The organism is Methylobacterium sp. 190mf (genome assembly GCF_900107945.1).
Taxonomy (GTDB): Bacteria; Pseudomonadota; Alphaproteobacteria; order Rhizobiales; family Beijerinckiaceae; genus Methylobacterium.
Genome location: NZ_FNVI01000014.1, coordinates 1 through 15,733 on the forward strand (window position 1 = coordinate 1; position 15,733 = coordinate 15,733).

General features: G+C 72.6%; 16 protein-coding genes. 9 read left to right on the forward strand and 7 right to left on the reverse strand.

Annotation, left to right across the window (positions count from 1 at the left end):
* Positions 1-224 precede the first annotated feature (224 nt).
* From C4T42_RS17365 to C4T42_RS17380, 4 genes are all read right to left on the reverse strand, one after another.
* A complete protein-coding gene (locus C4T42_RS17365) occupies positions 225-638 on the reverse strand; it encodes a VOC family protein (RefSeq protein WP_103985546.1) in 414 nt (137 codons plus the stop codon).
* A gap of 143 nt (positions 639-781) precedes the next feature.
* Positions 782-2,104, reverse strand: coding sequence for an MFS transporter (locus tag C4T42_RS17370; protein ID WP_020094092.1), 1,323 nt, complete (start codon positions 2,102-2,104; stop codon positions 782-784).
* A gap of 501 nt (positions 2,105-2,605) precedes the next feature.
* Positions 2,606-4,177, reverse strand: coding sequence for an ABC transporter substrate-binding protein (locus C4T42_RS17375; RefSeq protein ID WP_026605074.1), 1,572 nt, complete (start codon positions 4,175-4,177; stop codon positions 2,606-2,608).
* Positions 4,178-4,285: 108 nt separating this feature from the next.
* Complete coding sequence (locus C4T42_RS17380) at positions 4,286-4,591, reverse strand: hypothetical protein (protein WP_020094090.1); 306 nt, start codon at positions 4,589-4,591, stop codon at positions 4,286-4,288.
* Positions 4,592-4,761: 170 nt separating this feature from the next.
* Between C4T42_RS17380 and C4T42_RS17385 the strand changes: the two genes are divergently transcribed.
* The 3 genes from C4T42_RS17385 (at position 4,762) to C4T42_RS17395 (ending at position 6,656) form a co-directional block, all read left to right on the forward strand.
* The gene (locus C4T42_RS17385; RefSeq protein WP_020094089.1) at positions 4,762-5,370 is read left to right on the forward strand and encodes a PAS domain-containing protein; all 609 of its coding nucleotides are present in this window, start codon (positions 4,762-4,764) and stop codon (positions 5,368-5,370) included.
* 229 nt (positions 5,371-5,599) lie between these two features.
* Entirely contained in the window at positions 5,600-5,827 is a 228-nt protein-coding gene (locus C4T42_RS17390) for a hypothetical protein (protein WP_020094088.1), read from the forward strand.
* A 283-nt stretch (positions 5,828-6,110) separates the two neighbouring features.
* Positions 6,111-6,656: a hypothetical protein gene (locus tag C4T42_RS17395; RefSeq protein WP_103985547.1), complete on the forward strand. Its 546-nt coding sequence runs from the start codon at positions 6,111-6,113 to the stop codon at positions 6,654-6,656.
* Between the two features lie 42 nt (positions 6,657-6,698).
* Here the strand turns inward: C4T42_RS17395 and C4T42_RS17400 are convergent, their stop codons facing one another.
* Together C4T42_RS17400 and C4T42_RS17405 are read right to left on the reverse strand one after the other, a co-directional pair.
* Positions 6,699-6,947: a hypothetical protein gene (locus C4T42_RS17400; RefSeq protein ID WP_020094086.1), complete on the reverse strand. Its 249-nt coding sequence runs from the start codon at positions 6,945-6,947 to the stop codon at positions 6,699-6,701.
* Between the two features lie 89 nt (positions 6,948-7,036).
* Positions 7,037-7,510: a CYTH domain-containing protein gene (locus tag C4T42_RS17405; RefSeq protein WP_020094085.1), complete on the reverse strand. Its 474-nt coding sequence runs from the start codon at positions 7,508-7,510 to the stop codon at positions 7,037-7,039.
* A 245-nt stretch (positions 7,511-7,755) separates the two neighbouring features.
* Between C4T42_RS17405 and C4T42_RS17410 the strand changes: the two genes are divergently transcribed.
* The 6 genes from C4T42_RS17410 to paoC all read left to right on the forward strand — a co-directional run bounded on the left by C4T42_RS17410 (position 7,756) and on the right by paoC (position 15,305).
* Positions 7,756-8,226 carry an NUDIX hydrolase gene (locus tag C4T42_RS17410; protein WP_020094084.1) on the forward strand — a complete coding sequence of 157 codons (471 nt, stop codon included), beginning with the start codon at positions 7,756-7,758 and terminating at the stop codon, positions 8,224-8,226.
* Between the two features lie 216 nt (positions 8,227-8,442).
* The gene (locus C4T42_RS17415) at positions 8,443-10,941 is read left to right on the forward strand and encodes an EAL domain-containing protein (protein WP_103985548.1); all 2,499 of its coding nucleotides are present in this window, start codon (positions 8,443-8,445) and stop codon (positions 10,939-10,941) included.
* A 138-nt stretch (positions 10,942-11,079) separates the two neighbouring features.
* Entirely contained in the window at positions 11,080-11,277 is a 198-nt protein-coding gene (locus tag C4T42_RS17420) for a hypothetical protein (protein WP_012321181.1), read from the forward strand.
* Positions 11,278-11,559: 282 nt separating this feature from the next.
* The gene (paoA, locus tag C4T42_RS17425) at positions 11,560-12,135 is read left to right on the forward strand and encodes an aldehyde dehydrogenase iron-sulfur subunit PaoA (RefSeq protein ID WP_020094082.1); all 576 of its coding nucleotides are present in this window, start codon (positions 11,560-11,562) and stop codon (positions 12,133-12,135) included.
* Positions 12,132-13,082: a xanthine dehydrogenase family protein subunit M gene (locus C4T42_RS17430; protein WP_020094081.1), complete on the forward strand. Its 951-nt coding sequence runs from the start codon at positions 12,132-12,134 to the stop codon at positions 13,080-13,082. The genes paoA and C4T42_RS17430 overlap by 4 nt, the downstream gene beginning before the upstream one ends.
* 3 nt (positions 13,083-13,085) lie before the next feature.
* A complete protein-coding gene (paoC, locus tag C4T42_RS17435) occupies positions 13,086-15,305 on the forward strand; it encodes an aldehyde oxidoreductase molybdenum-binding subunit PaoC (RefSeq protein WP_020094080.1) in 2,220 nt (739 codons plus the stop codon).
* Positions 15,306-15,337: 32 nt separating this feature from the next.
* On the opposite strand, the gene C4T42_RS17440 is transcribed toward paoC, so the two are convergent.
* Entirely contained in the window at positions 15,338-15,568 is a 231-nt protein-coding gene (locus C4T42_RS17440) for a hypothetical protein (RefSeq protein ID WP_091680910.1), read from the reverse strand.
* Positions 15,569-15,733 lie beyond the last annotated feature (165 nt).

Here is a 15,733-nt window from a genome sequence, read left to right on the forward strand (position 1 = left end):
AGCGGCATCGGTCGCCGCTCCGACGAGTTCGCCGTCGTCCGCGCCGGCCTGAACTACAAGTTCGGCTCCTACTGAGACCGACCAGCGACGGTCGGATGCGACGCTCGCATCCCGACCGTCGCACCCGACCCGACACGACACGCGAAGGGGCCGCTTCCCAAAGGAGGCGGCCCCTTCGCCGTTCAGGAGGCCAGAACACCGACCAGACTCGGACCGGCGCCGCCTCAGTAGCCCTTCCAGAGGCCGGGTGTGGCCAGCTCGAGCAGGTGTCCGTCCGGGTCGCGGAAGTAGACGCTGACGCCGCCCCGCGGCCAGCGGGTGCGCCCCTCGACGGCCACGCCGGCGGCCGCGAGATGGTCCTCCCAGGGCGCGAGGGCGTCGGCGTCGATCGAGAACGCGATATGGGCCGGGCCGCGGCCGTCATAGGGCGGTATGAGACCGCCCGGCGTCTCGATCGGCTGCAGAGACCCGCCCTCCGGAAAGAGCAGGAGGACGCCGCGGCCGCCGACGTCGAAGGCGCGCATGCGGAAGTCGGTGAAGAGGCAGCGCAACCCCATCGTGTCGCGATAGAAGGCCTCGGCGCGGTCGAGGTCCGCGACGTACAGCGCCGTCTCCAGGATGGCGTTGAGCTCGGGCACGGCGATCTCCTGGCGGCGGCGCGGTCACGGCCCGCGGGACTCCGTCCGGTCCGGTCCGGGCCGGTCCAGTCCGGGCCGGCGCAGCGCCGGGCGGCGGCCGCACCGGGCCAACCGGCCGGTCCCGGACTCGGTTCGCCGCGGGCTCAGACGGCCGACGGCCGCGGCGCGCCCGAGTCGGGGCGCGGGGCGCGGCCCGGCACCAGCGACAGGGCGGCCGAGAGCAGGGCGAAGACCACGAGCGGCAGGAGGCTCAGAGTGAAGCTGCCGGTCCCGTCCTTGATCGCGCCGATCAGGTAGGGGCCGAGGAAGCCGCCGAGATTGCCGACCGCGTTGATGGCCGCGATGCTCGCCGCCGCGGTGGCGGGCGGCATCTGCTCGGTCGCGAGCGCCCAGAACGGGCCCTTGAGCATGTAGACGCCCATGGCGGCGATCGTCAGCGCCGCCACGACCGGGCCGAGCCCCGACAGGACCGTGCCGCCCGCGAGCCCCAGCGCCAGGATCAGGAACGAGAGCGCGAGGTGCCAGCGCCGCTCGGCGGTCCGGTCGCTGTGCCGGCCCCAGAGGACCATCGCCAGGGACGCGAAGCCGTACGGGATGCTGTTCAGGAGCCCGGTCTCGACGTTGCCGAGACCGAAGCTCTTGACGATCTGCGGCGTCCAGAACGACAGCCCGTAGCTGCTCGCCGTCGAGCCGAAATAGATCGCGGCGAAGAGGGCGAGCCGCCGGTCGCGCAGGATGTCCCAGAGCGGCGGCTTCGCGGGCTGGCCGCTGCGGGTGTTGCGCGCCGCCTCGGCCCGGAGCTGCCGCTCCAGCCAGTCCCGCTCGGCCGCCGGCAGCCACGCCGCGTCCCGCGGGCCGTCCGGCAGGAGCCACAGGACCGCGACGGCCAGGAACACCGCCGGCAGGCCCTCGAGGATGAACAGCCACTGCCAGCCGGCGAGGCCGAACCCCGTCACGTTGAGTAGCGCGCCGGAGATCGGCGAGCCCAGGAACGACGAGATCGGGATCGAGATCATGAAGACCCCGATGATCCGCGCCCGGTAGGCGGAGGGGAACCAGTAGGTGAGGTAGAGGATCACGCCGGGGAAGAAGCCGGCCTCGGCGAGCCCCAGCAGGAAGCGCAGGCCGATGAACGACCACGGCCCCTGCACCAGGGCCATGGCGGCGGAGATGAGCCCCCAGGTCGCCATGATCCGGGCGATCCACAGCCGCGCCCCGAAGCGCTCCAGCATCAGGTTGCTGGGGATCTCCATCAGGAAGTAGCCGAGGAAGAAGATGCCGGCGCCCCAGCCGAACACGGTCGCCGAGAGGCCGACATCGTGGTTCATCTGGATCGCCGCGAAGCCGACATTCACGCGGTCCAGGAAGGAGACGAAGTAGGCGAGGATCAGGAACGGCACGAGCCGCCAGCCGATCCTGCGCATCGCCGAGCGTTCCAGGGCGGCCTCGTCCGGGGAGCCTGTCATCGGGCCTATCCTCGCGGCGTGTCGTGGGGTCAGGCCGGCCCCCGCGGGGGTCCGGGTCGATCCAGGTCACGTCTCCGAGTCACGGCCGGGTCCGCGCGGGGCGGGACGGCGCCGGGCGCCGCCGCGCGGGCGGCGGGCAGGCGCGGCGTCTCGGGCTTCCTCGCGGGCCGGTCATCTCTGGGTTGTGACCTGTGCCGACCCTGCTTAACCCGCGGCCGCCGCGGCTGGGAAGCGCCGCCGGGCTTCAACGGGGCGGATCTGTCGAGGGGAAACGGCGTCCGCGACCGTCCGGATACGGTCGGAGAGGCCGTCGACGAGCGCCGGACCGGATACCGGGCGGGCTCCCGCGACGCTCGGGGTGGCCCTCGTCTTCGCGCGCGACGAGGCCACCCAGGGCAGCCCGCCATCTGCCGGCGTGGCGCCGCTGGATCGCCTGGCCGCGCGCGGAGACGGGCGGCGCGGGCGGATCCCGACCGCCCGCGCCGCCTCCGGCGGTCGCCCTCAGCCCTTCTTGACGTTCCAGAACACCGGCACGCCGTCGAGGACGCCGGTCAGGGACGGCTTGTACGAGGTCTGGTTGAAGTACTGCCCGAGGGGCAGGTAGGGCAGGTCGGCGAAGGCCTGCTGCTGGAGCTCGCCCGCGAGCCGCTTGCGGGCGGCGGTGTCCGGGGCGTCCAGCCACTGGTCCCGCAGCGCCTCGATCCTCGCGCTGGTGGGCCAGCCGATCGCGGCGCTCTGTCCGGTCCCGCGCAGGAAGGCGCTGACCGCGGGATTCGCCTGGTCGAGCCCCGCCCAGAAGGTGCAGAAGGCGCTCCAGCCGCCCTGGGCGACCGGCTCCTTCTTGGCGCGCCGCTGCACCACCGAGCCCCAGTCCATGACCTGATAGTCGACGTTGAAGCCGGCGCGCGTGAGCATGTCGGCCGCCACGTCGGCGAGCGCCTTCAGGCTCGGGAAGTCCGAGGCGCCCATCAGCACCACCTTCTCGCCCTTGTAGCCGGCCGCCGCCAGCGCCGCCTTGGCGCCCGCGTAGTCGCGCTTGCTGGTCAGGGCGTCGAGGCCGACGTCGCTCGCCATGGGCAGGCCCGGGCAGAAGAAGCCGGTCGGCACGTGGATCAGCTTGGGATCGGTGCCGGTCACCGCCTGCATGAAGTCGGTCTGGTCGACGACCTTCAGCAGCACCTGCCGAATCGCCGGATTGTCGAAGGGCGGCTGGAGCTGGTTCATCCGCAGGCAGCCGATCAGGCCGGTCGGGTCGGTGATCCGCGTCGTCAGCCCGCGGAGGGTGGGCACGAGGTCGGCCGGCGGCTGCTCCCACCAGTCCATCTCGCCCGTCTGCATGGCCGAGGCGGCGGTCGCCTGATCGGGGATGACGTTCCACTCGACCCGGTCGACGTGGACGCGCTTCGGGCCCGAGGTCCATTGCGGCTCGCCGCCCTCGCGGGGGACGTAGCCGGCAAAGCGCTCGTAGACCACCCGGGCGCCGACCACGCGCTCGTCCGCCTTGAAGCGGAACGGGCCGCTGCCGACCATCTCGGTCACCTGCGTGAACGGGTCGGTCTTGGCGAGACGCTCCGGCATGATCGCGCAGATCGAGGAGCCGACCTTGCCCAGCGCGTCCGGCAGGAGCGCGAAGGGCTTCTTCAGGCGGAACTGGATCGTCCGGTCATCCGGGGCCGAGAGCTCGTCCGTGTAGGCCATGAGCGTCTGGCCCATGGCGTCGCGCTTGCCCCAGCGCGCGACGCTCGCCACGCAGTCGCGGGCCAGGACCGGGCTGCCGTCGTGGAAGGTCAGCCCGGGCCGCAGGGTGAGGCGCCACAGCGTGCCGTCGTTCTCCACCGTGTGGCCCGCCACCATCTGCGGCTGGGCGGCGTAGGCGGCATCGGTGCCGTAGAGCGTGTCGAAGACGGCGAGCCCGTGATTCCGGGTGACGTAGGCGGTCGTCCAGATCGGATCGAGCACCGTCAGGTCGGCCTGCGGGATGAACTTGAGCGTCCGGGCGGCACTGCCCTGCGCCAGCGCCGGGGTCGCGAGGGCGGCCCCCGACAGGGCCATGAAGGATCGTCTGTTCAGCATGCCGACTCGCCCGAGCGTTGCAATCCCGCTCAGGTTAGCACGCGGCGGGCCAAGCGCATCACAAGTGCATCACGGGCGCACCGGTCAGCGCACCGGTCAGCGTGCCGGTCAGCGTGCGGCCGCCAGATCCTGCACGAGGGTCAGGACGCGGCGGCGGATCTCGGGATCGTCGATGCGCCGGTAGGCATGCAGCAGGGCGTCGGCCTCGTCGGCACGCCCGCCCGCGACGCCGGCGCCCCGCTCCGCGCTCAGTGGGCCGTACAGGGAGGTGGCCGGAACCTGCAGCGCGTCGGCGATCCGCTGCAGCAGCCGCCCGGCACCCGGCGCGTGCGGCGGTGCGGTGCGCTCGAACAGGTCGTCCTCGGGCGCCGCAGCCCCGGAGGATCCGCTCCGGACAGGTGACTTCGATCCCATCGGCGGTCAGGCTCTGGCGCGCGGGCTGGCTCGAGCATTCATAATACAGAAGACCGGCAGGACGCGAGTGGCCAGCACGCAACAGTTGCATGAATGCGTCAAAGAAGTCTTGAGGTTGCAGCTACCGAACCCGTAGATCGACCGGACCGGAGCCGCACACGTACACCGCCATGCCCAAGACCAACGCGTCCGTCGGTCAGACCTGTCCCGAAGCCTTCCAGATCGCGCTCGATTCCGCCGACATGATCGGGCACTGGGCGTGGGACCCTGCGACGGACCGGGTGCGGGTCGACGCCCTGGTGGCCCTCCTGTTCAAGGTCGATCCGACCGCGGCGGAATCCGGCATCCCGCTGGCCGTCTACGAGGAGGCCATCCACGTCGACGACCGCGACCGGGTCGACACCCTGATCCGCCGCAGCGTCGCGGCGGGGAGTTCCTACGTCGCCGAGTACCGGGTGATCTCCGTCGACGGCCGGATGCGCTGGGTCCTGGCGCGCGGCCGCTTCACCAGCGACCGTCGCGGCCGGCCGACGGGCGGGCGCGGGATCCTCGTGGACATCACGGCGCTGCGCGCGCGCGAGGCGATCGGCGGCGCGACCGCGCCCGACCTCGGCGACATGCCCCTGGACCGGGCGGTCGAGCACGCCCTCGCCGCGCAGGACGCCGTCGCGGCGCTGGGCGATCCGGCCCTGAAGGCCGAGGCGGACGCGCTGCTGATGGCGCTGGGGCGACGGCTGGCCCGGCGGCAGGTCGCGGAACGGCGCCGCCGCCTGAACTGAAGCGTGACGGCAGCGGCGCGGCGGCAACCACTAAATCCCGCCGCTAATTGTGCGCCTTGTTCGTGCAAAGCGGGGATGAACAAGCTTTCGTCAAGATAACGACTTTATTGGCCGCGAGCAGGTGCGGGACCGGCAGCGGCGTTGCCGGAGCCCCGTTCTCACCCGAGCGCGTCGCGCGCGCGCCGTTGCCGTCCGGACCCGGCGGGTCCGGCTTCCCGGGATCGTCGTCATGCACTTCACCGTCACCGCACGCCTGTCCGCGCGCCGGTTCGCCTACCAGCACGCCTCGGTCCTGACCGCCCTGGATCAGGGCATGAGCCTGATCGCGGCCGGCATGGCCGAGGTGACGATCACGGACGGCAGCGGCGAGGCGCGGACGCCGGCCGCGCTGTACCAGTCCCTGTTCGGGGCGCCCGGTCCCCTGCGGCGCCGCCCGGCGCAGGCGCAGGCCGCCTGATCCCGGACGACCCGATCGCGCGCGACGTCCGCCCCGCAACAGATCGTCCCGCAGCGGATCGCCCCCTCGCCGGGCGGCGACGGGGCAGTGTCCGCAGGTGCTCGGGCGATCACGCCTTCGGTTTCACGACCCGAGGCCTGGAAACGACCGCGGCCCATCTCGACTAAAGAGAAATTTGACCAGTACGACGTCGTCTTTCTGGACAACGGCCGAGATCAGGCTTAACCTCGGTGTGTTCGTGCCGCCGACATGCGTGCTCGAATGCTTCCAAGGATCATCTTACATGAAGCGCCGCAGCGCGCGACCGTTCATGGTCGAAGTCAAGCAGACCCGTTCGGCCCGCACAACGCTGACTGCCACCGAGGCGCGGCCGCGCCCGGACAAGATCCTGTGGCCGGAACTGGCGCAGGCCGCCCTCGCGCCGCCCGCACCCGCGCCCGCCCCTCAAGCGGCACCGGCGCCGCGCCCGGAACGGAAGGTGCCGGACGCACCGGTGCGCCGCGTCCTGCCGAGCCTCATGCCGATGTTCGAGGCCCCGGCCGAGCCGGTCCTCGAAGCCGCCGCCGACGAGGCCGCGACGGACCCCGCCGCCGAGACCGTCCCGGCGCCGCGGGCGCGGCGCGGGCGGCCGCGGGCGGCCGCGCGGGACGCGCTCCCGCAGGTGCAGACGGTGCCGTCGCGCCCGGCCGTGCCGACCGCCCCGCCGCCGGCCGCGTCGGGTCCCACGTCGGGTCAGGGCCCGTCGCCCCGGTCGACGGCAGGGCGGCGGACGAACGAGCTGCGGCTCGGCGAGCGCTGGAAGCGGCGCCTGCCGCACTTCATGCGCTGATCCCGCGTTGACGGCCCGGCCGCGCCCTCGCGGCCGGCCGCGTCAGGTGAAGAACGGCCTGAAGTTCTCGAGCCATCCGCGCAGCCAGGCCTCGCAGCCCTGCCGGGCGCCTTCGGCGTCCTGGCCGTGCCCCCAGATGTCCTCGGCCAGCGGGCTCCACCAGGTCCAGAACCGGCTCGATCCGTCGTAGGCGCAGATCCCCACGACGACCGTCCCGACCCGGCCGACGAAGCGCGGGAGCGGCACGCCGGCGGTCTCGTCCTGCGTCCAGGTGATCAGGGTCCGGGGCATGCCGTGAGAACGGTGGCCGCCCCGGGATGTTCACGGGCCCGGATGTTCGAGATGTTCGACCGGACGGATCCGCCCGGCGCGTCGGGGACCTAGGCCGCCCACCGCTCCGGCACCGGTCCCGCGGCCAGCCGCGAGTTGCGGTAGCGCGCGTCGTCGGTGACCTCGCGCTCGACCCAGGGAGGGAGCACCACCGGCTGGTCCTCGCGCTCCAGTTCGATCTCGGCCAGGATCAGGCCCGCGAGGTTCCCGCCGAACACGTCGACGTCCCAGACCGCCCCGGCATGCGCGACCCGGTAGCGGGTCTTCTCGAGCCGCCGGCCGGGCGGCACGGTGGCGAGGAGCGCCGCGCCGTCCTCCGGCGCGATGGCGAACTCGATCTCGTCCCGGCTGGCGCCGCGGCGCGGGCTCTTCCACGTGATCAGCGAGCGCTCACCGGCCCGGCGGATCCGGATCGTGTTGGCCGCGTCGGTGAAGAGGTATCCCTGAACCAGGGGCGTCCCCGCCCGGCACAGCGCCAGAACCGACGGGTTCGCGATGAACTTGCGCTCGATCTCGACAGCCATGCCGCGCCTCGTGGACGTTTGACGCGTCAGCCTTCGCCGACAAGCCGGCCCGCGACAAGCCGCCTGGCGGGGATGAGCACAGCGTTACAGGCATGGCTCGGTGCCAATGCGCGCGGGCTGCAATGGGATCGTGTTAAACTTATGTAAAAGCGTGAGGAGGCCGTCGATTGCAGAAGCATCATCAGAAATCCCGCCCTTCTCCGTCCGCGAGGTCAGCGCTGAAGACGGCATCCAAGCGGCCGAACTTGAAGAAGCTGCTCCGCAAGGCGCAGGTCAAACCGCTCAAGCAGGTGGCGGCCCTGCCGTTCCGCGTCGGCGCCGACGGCCGGATCGAGGTCCTGCTGATCACCTCGCGCGATACCGGGCGCTGGATCATCCCGAAGGGCTGGCCGATGACCGGCCGCAAGGCCCATCAGGCCGCCGCGCGGGAGGCCTACGAGGAGGCGGGGCTCGAGGGGCAGATCGCCGCGAACCCGGTCGGACGGTACCATTACCAGAAGCGCTTCGACCACGGCCGCGCCTTCCCCTGCATGGTCCGCGTCTACCCGCTGCGGGTCGAGGCCCAGCACGAGCGCTGGCCGGAACAGGCCCAGCGCACCCTGCAATGGTTCGCGCCCGAGGAGGCGGCGCGCCTCGTCCACGAGGACGAGCTCCAGGAACTCCTGACGGATTTCGCGGCGCGGCCGATCGAGATCCGCGGCGACGGGCGCGGCTGACGGGCGCGGCTGACGGGCGCCGCGACGGGCACGGGCGGGCGGACCGCCGCCGCGCCCGAATATACAACTCCTGATCTGCGGCCTGACCGGCGCCCGGCGGCGCCCGGAAGAGCCTCGTCCGCATCGCGGATCGGACCCGTGTCCGGGCGAAATGCAACTTCTGATTAGTATCCGCGGGTTAAGGTTCCCGCCGTCGCAGATGGGCGGGGCACCTCGATGTATCGCGCGTTCGCTTGCCTGACCGAGGAACATACCGGCTGGGTGGTCGCCCTGGCCGCCTGCGTGTGCTGGATCTCCTGCGCGGTCGCCCTCAAGCTGGAGCAGCGCGTCCAGGTCCGCGCCGACGGGCACGGGCCGGTCTGGCTCCTGGCCTCGGGCTTCTCGATCGGGGCCGGGATCTGGAGCACCCACTTCATCGGCATGCTGGGCTACGATCCCGGCGTGGTGCTGGGCTACGAGCCGCGCACGACCCTGCTCTCGCTGATCGTCGCGATCGCGGCCGCCACCGTGGCCTTCCTGTTCGCCCGGGCCACGCCGTCGCGCTGGGCCGGGGCGGGGGCGGGCCTCGTGCTCGGGATCGGCATCGCCTGCATGCACTTCCTCGGCATCGCCGGCGTGCGGCTGCCGGGGCACTTCACCTGGGCCCCCGCCATGGCCGCCACGGCGATCGCGGCGGGCTGCGGGCTCGCGGCCGCCGGCATGGCCATCCATGTCGGCAGCGCGGGCGCGCGGGCCCGGCTCGCGGCCGCGACCGTCCTGACCCTCGCCATCGCGATCCTGCACTTCCTGGCCATGGCGGCCGCCCGTGTGGTGCCGGACCCGGCCCTGGCGGTCCCGCAGCTCGGCCTCGCCCGGGGCGTCCTGGCCGGCGGCATCGCCGGCGTGATGGCGGTGATCCTGGCCTTCGCGGCGCTGACGCTGATGCTGGACCACCTGCGCCGGATCAACGTCGCCCTGGCCCGACAGGGCCGCATGCTGCGGGAGAAGACCCTGCTGCTCGACGCCACCCTCGACAGCATGGACCAGGGCCTCATCATGGTCGACGCCGGCGGCGTGGTCCGGGTCTGCAACGAGCGGGCGCTGGCGCTCCTCGACCTGCCCCGGGCGATGATGCAGGCGCGGCCGAGCTACCGGGCGGTGCTGCGCCACGAGGCCCGCCGGCAAGAGGGCCGCCAAGAGAGCCACCAAGAGGCGAGCCGCCGCGAGCGCCGGCGCCCGGACCGCTCGATCCGGACCTGGATCGAGCGCGGCGAGGCCGGGCAGACGCAGGTTCACGAGCGGGCGCGGCCCAACGGCCTCGTGCTCGAGATCCGCACCGTGCCCCTGGCGGATGGCGGCTTCGTGCGGACCTTCACCGACATCACCAAGCGGAAGGCCGCGGAGGCCGAGGTGGCGCGCCTCGCCCGCCACGATGTCCTCACTGGCCTGCCGAACCGGGCGCTGTTCCACGAGACCCTCGCGCGCAGCCTCGTCGACATCGTCCAGCGCGGCGGCGCCTGCGCGGTCCTGTACCTCGACCTCGACGGCTTCAAGAGCGTGAACGACAGCCTCGGCCACCAGGCCGGGGACGAGCTCCTCCGGCGCGTGTCGGCCGGCCTGCGGGGCATCGCGGGGGACGGGGCGGTGGCCCGGCTCGGGGGCGACGAGTTCGCCGTGCTCTCCGCCGGCGGCGCGGCCGAGGCCGAGGTCCTGGCCGAGCGCCTCATCGCGCTGTTCCACAGCCCGTTCAGCGTGGGCGGGCACCGGGTCGGCGTCGGCCTGAGCGTCGGCATCGCGCTGGCCCCCGAGCACGGGACGGATGCCGAGCCGCTGTACCGCCGCGCCGACCTCGCCCTCTACCGGGCCAAGGCCGAGGGCCGCGGCACGTACCGGATCTTCACCCCCGCCATGGACGAGGAGGCCGAGGAGCGGCGGGTGCTCGAGCGCGACCTGCGCCAGGCCCTCGACGACAACACCCTGAGCCTGCACTACCAGCCGCAGGTAGAGGGCCACACGGGGGCGCTCGTCGGATTCGAGGCGCTCCTGCGCTGGACCCACCCGGTCCGCGGCAGCGTGTCGCCCAACGTGTTCGTGCCCCTGGCCGAGGAGACCGGCCTGATCGTGGCGCTCGGCGACTGGGTGCTGCGCGAGGCCTGCCGCGAGGCGGCCCAGTGGGCGCAGCCCCTGAAGGTCGCCGTCAACCTCTCGCCCCGTCAGTTCCAGAAGCCCGGCCTGCCCGAGACCGTCCTGGCGATCCTGGCCGAGACCGGTCTCTCGCCGGACCGCCTGGAGCTGGAGGTCACCGAGAGCATCATCATCAACGACATGGCCCGGGCCGTGGGCATCCTCCGCCGCCTGAAGAGCTACGGCATCCGGATCAGCATGGACGATTTCGGGACCGGCTACGCGTCGCTCGCGACCCTCCAGGCCTTCCCGTTCGACAAGCTGAAGATCGACCGCTCCTTCGTGGCGCAGCTCGGGACCGGCCCGCAGGCCGCCGTGATCGTCCGGGCCGTGCTCAGCCTCGGCCGCAGCCTCGGCATGGGCGTCGTCGCGGAGGGCGTCGAGACCCACGCCCAGATGAAGTTCCTGACCGAGGAGGCCTGCGGCGAGATGCAGGGCTTCCTGTTCGGCAGGCCGCGCCCGATCACCGACTACGCCGCCGCGGTCGGCGGTCCCGCCGGCCCCGCCGAGGAGTCCGCCCGGGCCGAGCCGGGCCTCGCCGCGGTCGGCTGAGCGGGATCGCCGATCCGCCGCCGGGAACCCGCCCGATCGCTCCGACGTTGGCCCCGCAGATTGGATCACTTCTAAGGTCCAAGCTCTCGTCCCCCGCCGGGACGGCCCCCGGGCCGCCGGCCTCACAGGAGCCCGACCATGAACGCCAAGTGCGAGACCTGCCGGTTCTTCGACGAGCACAAGGGCAACGGCGCCGTCGCGCAGAACGATGCCGGCCTGTGCCGCTTCAACCCGCCGGTCAGCCAGCCCGCACCCGAGTCCAAGGGTCTCTGGCCGGTGGTCGCCGCCCAGGACTGGTGCGGCCACTACACCGCCGAGATGACCGCGGCCGAGTAGGCGCGTCCGCCGCGCGACGATCGGGGCCGGCCTTCGGGTCGGCCCTTTCGTTTGGGCGGGTCCCGGCGCCGCCCGCCGCAACTTTCGCGTCCCCGGCCGCGCCGCCCCCCCTGACCATCGCGGGAGCGGGCTCTACCTTGGAGTCGATCCAGGGTGCCGCCGCTTTGCGGGATGTCTTGCCGGGATGTCTTGCCGGGATGTTCCGCCGGGATGTTCCGCCCGCGGGCCCCGGCGACCGGAAGCCCGTCCGCGCCTTCGTGATCTGAACCGGAGAGAGACTTGATGGTGAGCGCCGAAACCGTGCCCCAGGACCCGGGCGCCAGACCTGCGCGGACCGACGCACCGGTCCTCGCCGCCGTCACGTTCACGGTGAACGGCGAGCGGCGCACGCTCGAACTCGACACCCGCACCAGCCTGCTCGACGCCGCGCGCGAGCACCTGCACCTGACCGGGTCCAAGAAGGGCTGCGATCACGGCCAGTGCGGCGCCTGCACGATGATCGTCGACGGGCGGCGCATCAACGCCTGCCTGACGCTGGCGATCATGCACCAGGGCGCCGAGATCGTGACCGTCGAGGGCCTGGGGCAGCCCGACAGCCTGCACCCGATGCAGGCGGCCTTCGTCAAGCACGACGGCTACCAGTGCGGCTACTGCACGCCGGGCCAGATCTGCTCGGGCGTGGCCGTCCTGGAGGAGATCCGGGCCGGCATCCCGAGCCACGTCACGGCGGATCTCGGCGCCGCGCCGCAGGTGACCGAGACCGAGATCCGCGAGCGGATGAGCGGCAACCTCTGCCGCTGCGGCGCCTATTCCAACATCGTCGAGGCGATCACCGAAGTCGCCGGGAGCCGCGCATGAAGTCCTTCACGTACGAGCGCCCGGGCACGCCCGCCGCGGCCGCCGCCGCCGTCGCCGCCACGCCCGACGCCAAGTTCATCGCCGGCGGCACCAACCTGCTCGACCTGATGAAGCTGCAGATCGAGACCCCGCGCCATCTCGTCGACGTGAACGGGCTCGGCCTCGACGCGGTCGAGCCGACCGAGGAGGGCGGCCTGCGCATCGGCGCCCTGGTGCGCAACACCGATCTCGCGGCCCATCCGCGGGTGCGCGCGGATTACGGGGTCCTCGCCCGCGCGCTGCTCGCCGGCGCCTCCGGTCAGCTGCGCAACAAGGCGACCACCGCCGGCAACCTGCTGCAGCGGACCCGCTGCCCGTACTTCTACGACACCGCCCAGCCCTGCAATAAGCGCCAGCCGGGCTCCGGCTGTTCGGCGCTCGACGGCGTGAGCCGCCAGCTGGCGGTGATCGGCGGCAGCGAGGCCTGCATCGCCACGCATCCGGGCGACATGGCGGTGGCCATGCGCGTCCTCGACGCCACCGTGGAGACGATCGACGCCGGGGGCGCCGCGCGGAAGATCCCGATCGCCGAGTTCCACCGCCTGCCGGGCGACGACCCGTCGCGCGACACGAACCTCGAGCCCGGCGAGCTCATCACCGCGGTGACGCTGCCGAAGCCCGTTCCCGGGACGCACATCTACCGCAAGGTCCGCGACCGCGCCTCCTACGCCTACGCGCTGGTCTCGGTGGCGGCGATCCTGGGCAAGGACGGCTCCGGCCACGTCGCCTTCGGGGGCGTCGCCCACAAGCCCTGGCGGGTCGAGGCGGCCGAGGCCGATCTCCCGAAGGGCGCCCGGGCCGTGACCGACCGGGTCTTCGCCGACGCCAAGCCCACCCACGAGAACGCCTACAAGCTGAAGCTCGCCGAGCGGACCCTCGGCGCCGCGCTCAACCAAGCGAGGGCCTGAGCCATGAAGTTCGACACCGCCGCGGGCCCGAACCCGATCGACCGCCTCAAGGTCGTCGGCCTGCCCACCGACCGCATCGACGGCAAGTACAAGACCACCGGCACCGCGCCCTACGCGTACGAGCGCCACGACGCGGCCCCCGACGCCGCCTACGGCTACGTGCTGGGCTCCGCCATCGCCAAGGGCCGGGTGCGCAGCATCGACACGGCCTCGGCCCGGCAGGCGCCCGGCGTCATCGGGATCGTCACCACCCTCGACACGCCGCGGATCGAGCGCGGCGTGATGAACGTCGCCTACCTGTTCGGCGGCGACGTGATCCAGCACTACCATCAGGCGATCGCCGTCGTGGTGGCCGAGACCTTCGAGCAGGCCCGGGCAGCCGCCTTCCTGGTGACGGTCGATTACGCCCCCGAGGCCGGTGCGTTCGACCTCGCCGCCGCGGCGAAGACCGCCGAGCCGGTCCCGGCCGACAGCGGCGAGGGCAGCGGCGGCAACGGCGAGGAGCGGACCGGCGACTTCGAGGGCGCCTTCGCGCAGGCCCCCGTGACGCTCGACGCGACCTACACGACGTCCGACGAGAGCCACGCCATGATGGAGCCGCACGCCACGACGGCGGCCTGGGACGGCGACCGGGTCACGCTCTGGACCGCCAACCAGATGATCGGCTGGGGCCACGGCAGCCTCGCCAAGATGCTCGGCCTGCCGAAGGACAAGGTCCGGCTCGACGCGCCCTATGTCGGCGGCGGCTTCGGCGGCAAGCTGTTCGTGCGCGCCGACGCGGTGCTGGCGGCGCTCGCCGCGAAGGCCACCGGGCGACCGGTCAAGGTGGCGCTGACCCGCCCGCTGATCGCCAACAACACCACGCACCGCCCGGCCACGATCCAGCGGGTCCGGATCGGCGCCCAGCGGGACGGCACCATCACGGCGATCGCGCACGAGAGCGTCTCGGGCAACCTGCCGGAGGGCGATCCCGAGACGGCCGTGAACCAGACCAAGTACCTCTACGCGGGGGCGAACCGCCTGACCGCCATGAAGCTCGCCCGGCTCGACCTGCCCGAGGGCAACGCCATGCGCGCCCCCGGCGAGGCCCCGGGCCTCGCGGTGCTGGAGGTCGCCATGGACGAGATGGCCGAGAAGCTCGGCCTCGACCCGGTGGAGTTCCGCATCCGCAACGACACGCAGGTCGTCCCGACCCAGCCGGACCTGCGCTACTCCCACCGCGACCTCGTCGGCTGCCTCAAGCTCGGCGCCGAGCGGTTCGGCTGGGCCAGGCGCAACCCGAAGCCCGGACAGGTCCGGGAGGGGCATTGGCTCGTCGGGCACGGCATGGCGGCGGCGTTCCGCGACAACATGGTGCTGAAGTCGGGCGCCCGGGTGCGGCTCTCCGCCGACGGCACGGTCACGGTCGAGACCGACATGACCGATATCGGCACCGGCAGCTACACGATCATCGCGCAGACCGCCGCCGAGATGATGGGCGTGCCCCTCGACCGGGTCGTGGCGCGGCTCGGCGACTCGGACTTCCCGGTCTCGTCGGGTTCGGGCGGCCAGTTCGGCGCCAACTCGTCGACCGCGGGCGTCTACGCGGCCTGCGTGAAGCTGCGGGAGGCGGTCGCGCAGAAGCTCGGCTTCAACGCCACCGACGCGGTGTTCGAGGAGGGCGAGGTTCGCGCCGGCAACCGCGCCATCCCGCTCGCCCGGGCCGCCGCCGACGGCGAGCTCGTGGCCGAGGACGCGATCGAGTTCGGTGAGTTCTCGAAGACCCAGCAGGTCTCGACCTTCGGCGCCCACTTCGTCGAGGTCGCGGTGGATGCCTATACGGCGGAGGTCCGGGTGCGGCGGATGCTGGCGGTCTGCGCGGCGGGGCGCATCCTCAACCCGAAATCCGCCCGCAGCCAGGTGATCGGCGGGATGGTGATGGGCACCGGAGCGGCCCTGATGGAGGAGCTGGTCGTCGACACCAAGCGCGGCTTCTTCGCCAACCACGACCTCGCCGGCTACGAGGTGCCGGTCCACGCCGACATCCCGCACCAGGAGGTGATCTTCCTCGACGAGGTCGACCCGATGTCCTCGCCCATGAAGGCCAAGGGCGTGGGCGAGCTCGGCATCTCGGGGGTCGGCGCCGCGGTCGCGAACGCGATCTACAACGCCACCGGCATCCGCGTGCGCGACTACCCGATCACCCTCGACAAGCTTCTCGACCGCATGCCGGACGCGGCCTGACCGGGGTGCGGGGACGTCCTGCCGGGCGTCCCCTACGGGTCCACGACGTGGAAGCTGGCCCGGGCCCGCATCACGAGGCGACCGTCCTCGTCGTAGGCGCTGGCGGTGAAGTCGTTCACCCCGGTCTCCTCGCCCTCGTCGTGCAGGAGCGCCGTCAGGGTCCGGCGCAGCAGGTCCCGCAGGGCGACCCGGTCCGAGAGGACCGTGCCCTCGTCGTCCCGGACGGCGACGTGGTCGGCGGTGTCGATGAAGTAGCGCGGCATGGGTGTCTCCAGGATCGGGATGACCGGGACGGGAGCGCCCGCAAGCCTCGCCGGCGGCCGATCAGGGATACAGATCGGGTCGGCGGCCGCACTCATCTGGGTTTGAAAGACCGGGCTCATCGTCCGGGCGCGAAGGCGCGCGGGCTCGAACGGAAGAGGGGCCGC

What these genes read in the sequence shown, in the direction of transcription:
- C4T42_RS17405 (WP_020094085.1), bottom strand. Translation starts at nt 7,510, where the DNA reads ATGGCTGTCGAGATCGAGCGCAAGTTCATCGCGAACCCGTCGGTTCTG.
- C4T42_RS17420 (WP_012321181.1), top strand. Translation starts at nt 11,080, where the DNA reads ATGAACGCCAAGTGCGAGACCTGCCGGTTCTTCGACGAGCACAAGGGC.
- paoA (WP_020094082.1), top strand. Translation starts at nt 11,560, where the DNA reads ATGGTGAGCGCCGAAACCGTGCCCCAGGACCCGGGCGCCAGACCTGCG.
- C4T42_RS17430 (WP_020094081.1), top strand. Translation starts at nt 12,132, where the DNA reads ATGAAGTCCTTCACGTACGAGCGCCCGGGCACGCCCGCCGCGGCCGCC.
- C4T42_RS17400 (WP_020094086.1), bottom strand. Translation starts at nt 6,947, where the DNA reads ATGCCCCGGACCCTGATCACCTGGACGCAGGACGAGACCGCCGGCGTG.
- paoC (WP_020094080.1), top strand. Translation starts at nt 13,086, where the DNA reads ATGAAGTTCGACACCGCCGCGGGCCCGAACCCGATCGACCGCCTCAAG.
- C4T42_RS17385 (WP_020094089.1), top strand. Translation starts at nt 4,762, where the DNA reads ATGCCCAAGACCAACGCGTCCGTCGGTCAGACCTGTCCCGAAGCCTTC.
- C4T42_RS17390 (WP_020094088.1), top strand. Translation starts at nt 5,600, where the DNA reads ATGCACTTCACCGTCACCGCACGCCTGTCCGCGCGCCGGTTCGCCTAC.
- C4T42_RS17415 (WP_103985548.1), top strand. Translation starts at nt 8,443, where the DNA reads ATGTATCGCGCGTTCGCTTGCCTGACCGAGGAACATACCGGCTGGGTG.
- C4T42_RS17370 (WP_020094092.1), bottom strand. Translation starts at nt 2,104, where the DNA reads ATGACAGGCTCCCCGGACGAGGCCGCCCTGGAACGCTCGGCGATGCGC.
- C4T42_RS17375 (WP_026605074.1), bottom strand. Translation starts at nt 4,177, where the DNA reads ATGCTGAACAGACGATCCTTCATGGCCCTGTCGGGGGCCGCCCTCGCG.
- C4T42_RS17440 (WP_091680910.1), bottom strand. Translation starts at nt 15,568, where the DNA reads ATGCCGCGCTACTTCATCGACACCGCCGACCACGTCGCCGTCCGGGAC.
- C4T42_RS17380 (WP_020094090.1), bottom strand. Translation starts at nt 4,591, where the DNA reads ATGGGATCGAAGTCACCTGTCCGGAGCGGATCCTCCGGGGCTGCGGCG.
- C4T42_RS17395 (WP_103985547.1), top strand. Translation starts at nt 6,111, where the DNA reads ATGAAGCGCCGCAGCGCGCGACCGTTCATGGTCGAAGTCAAGCAGACC.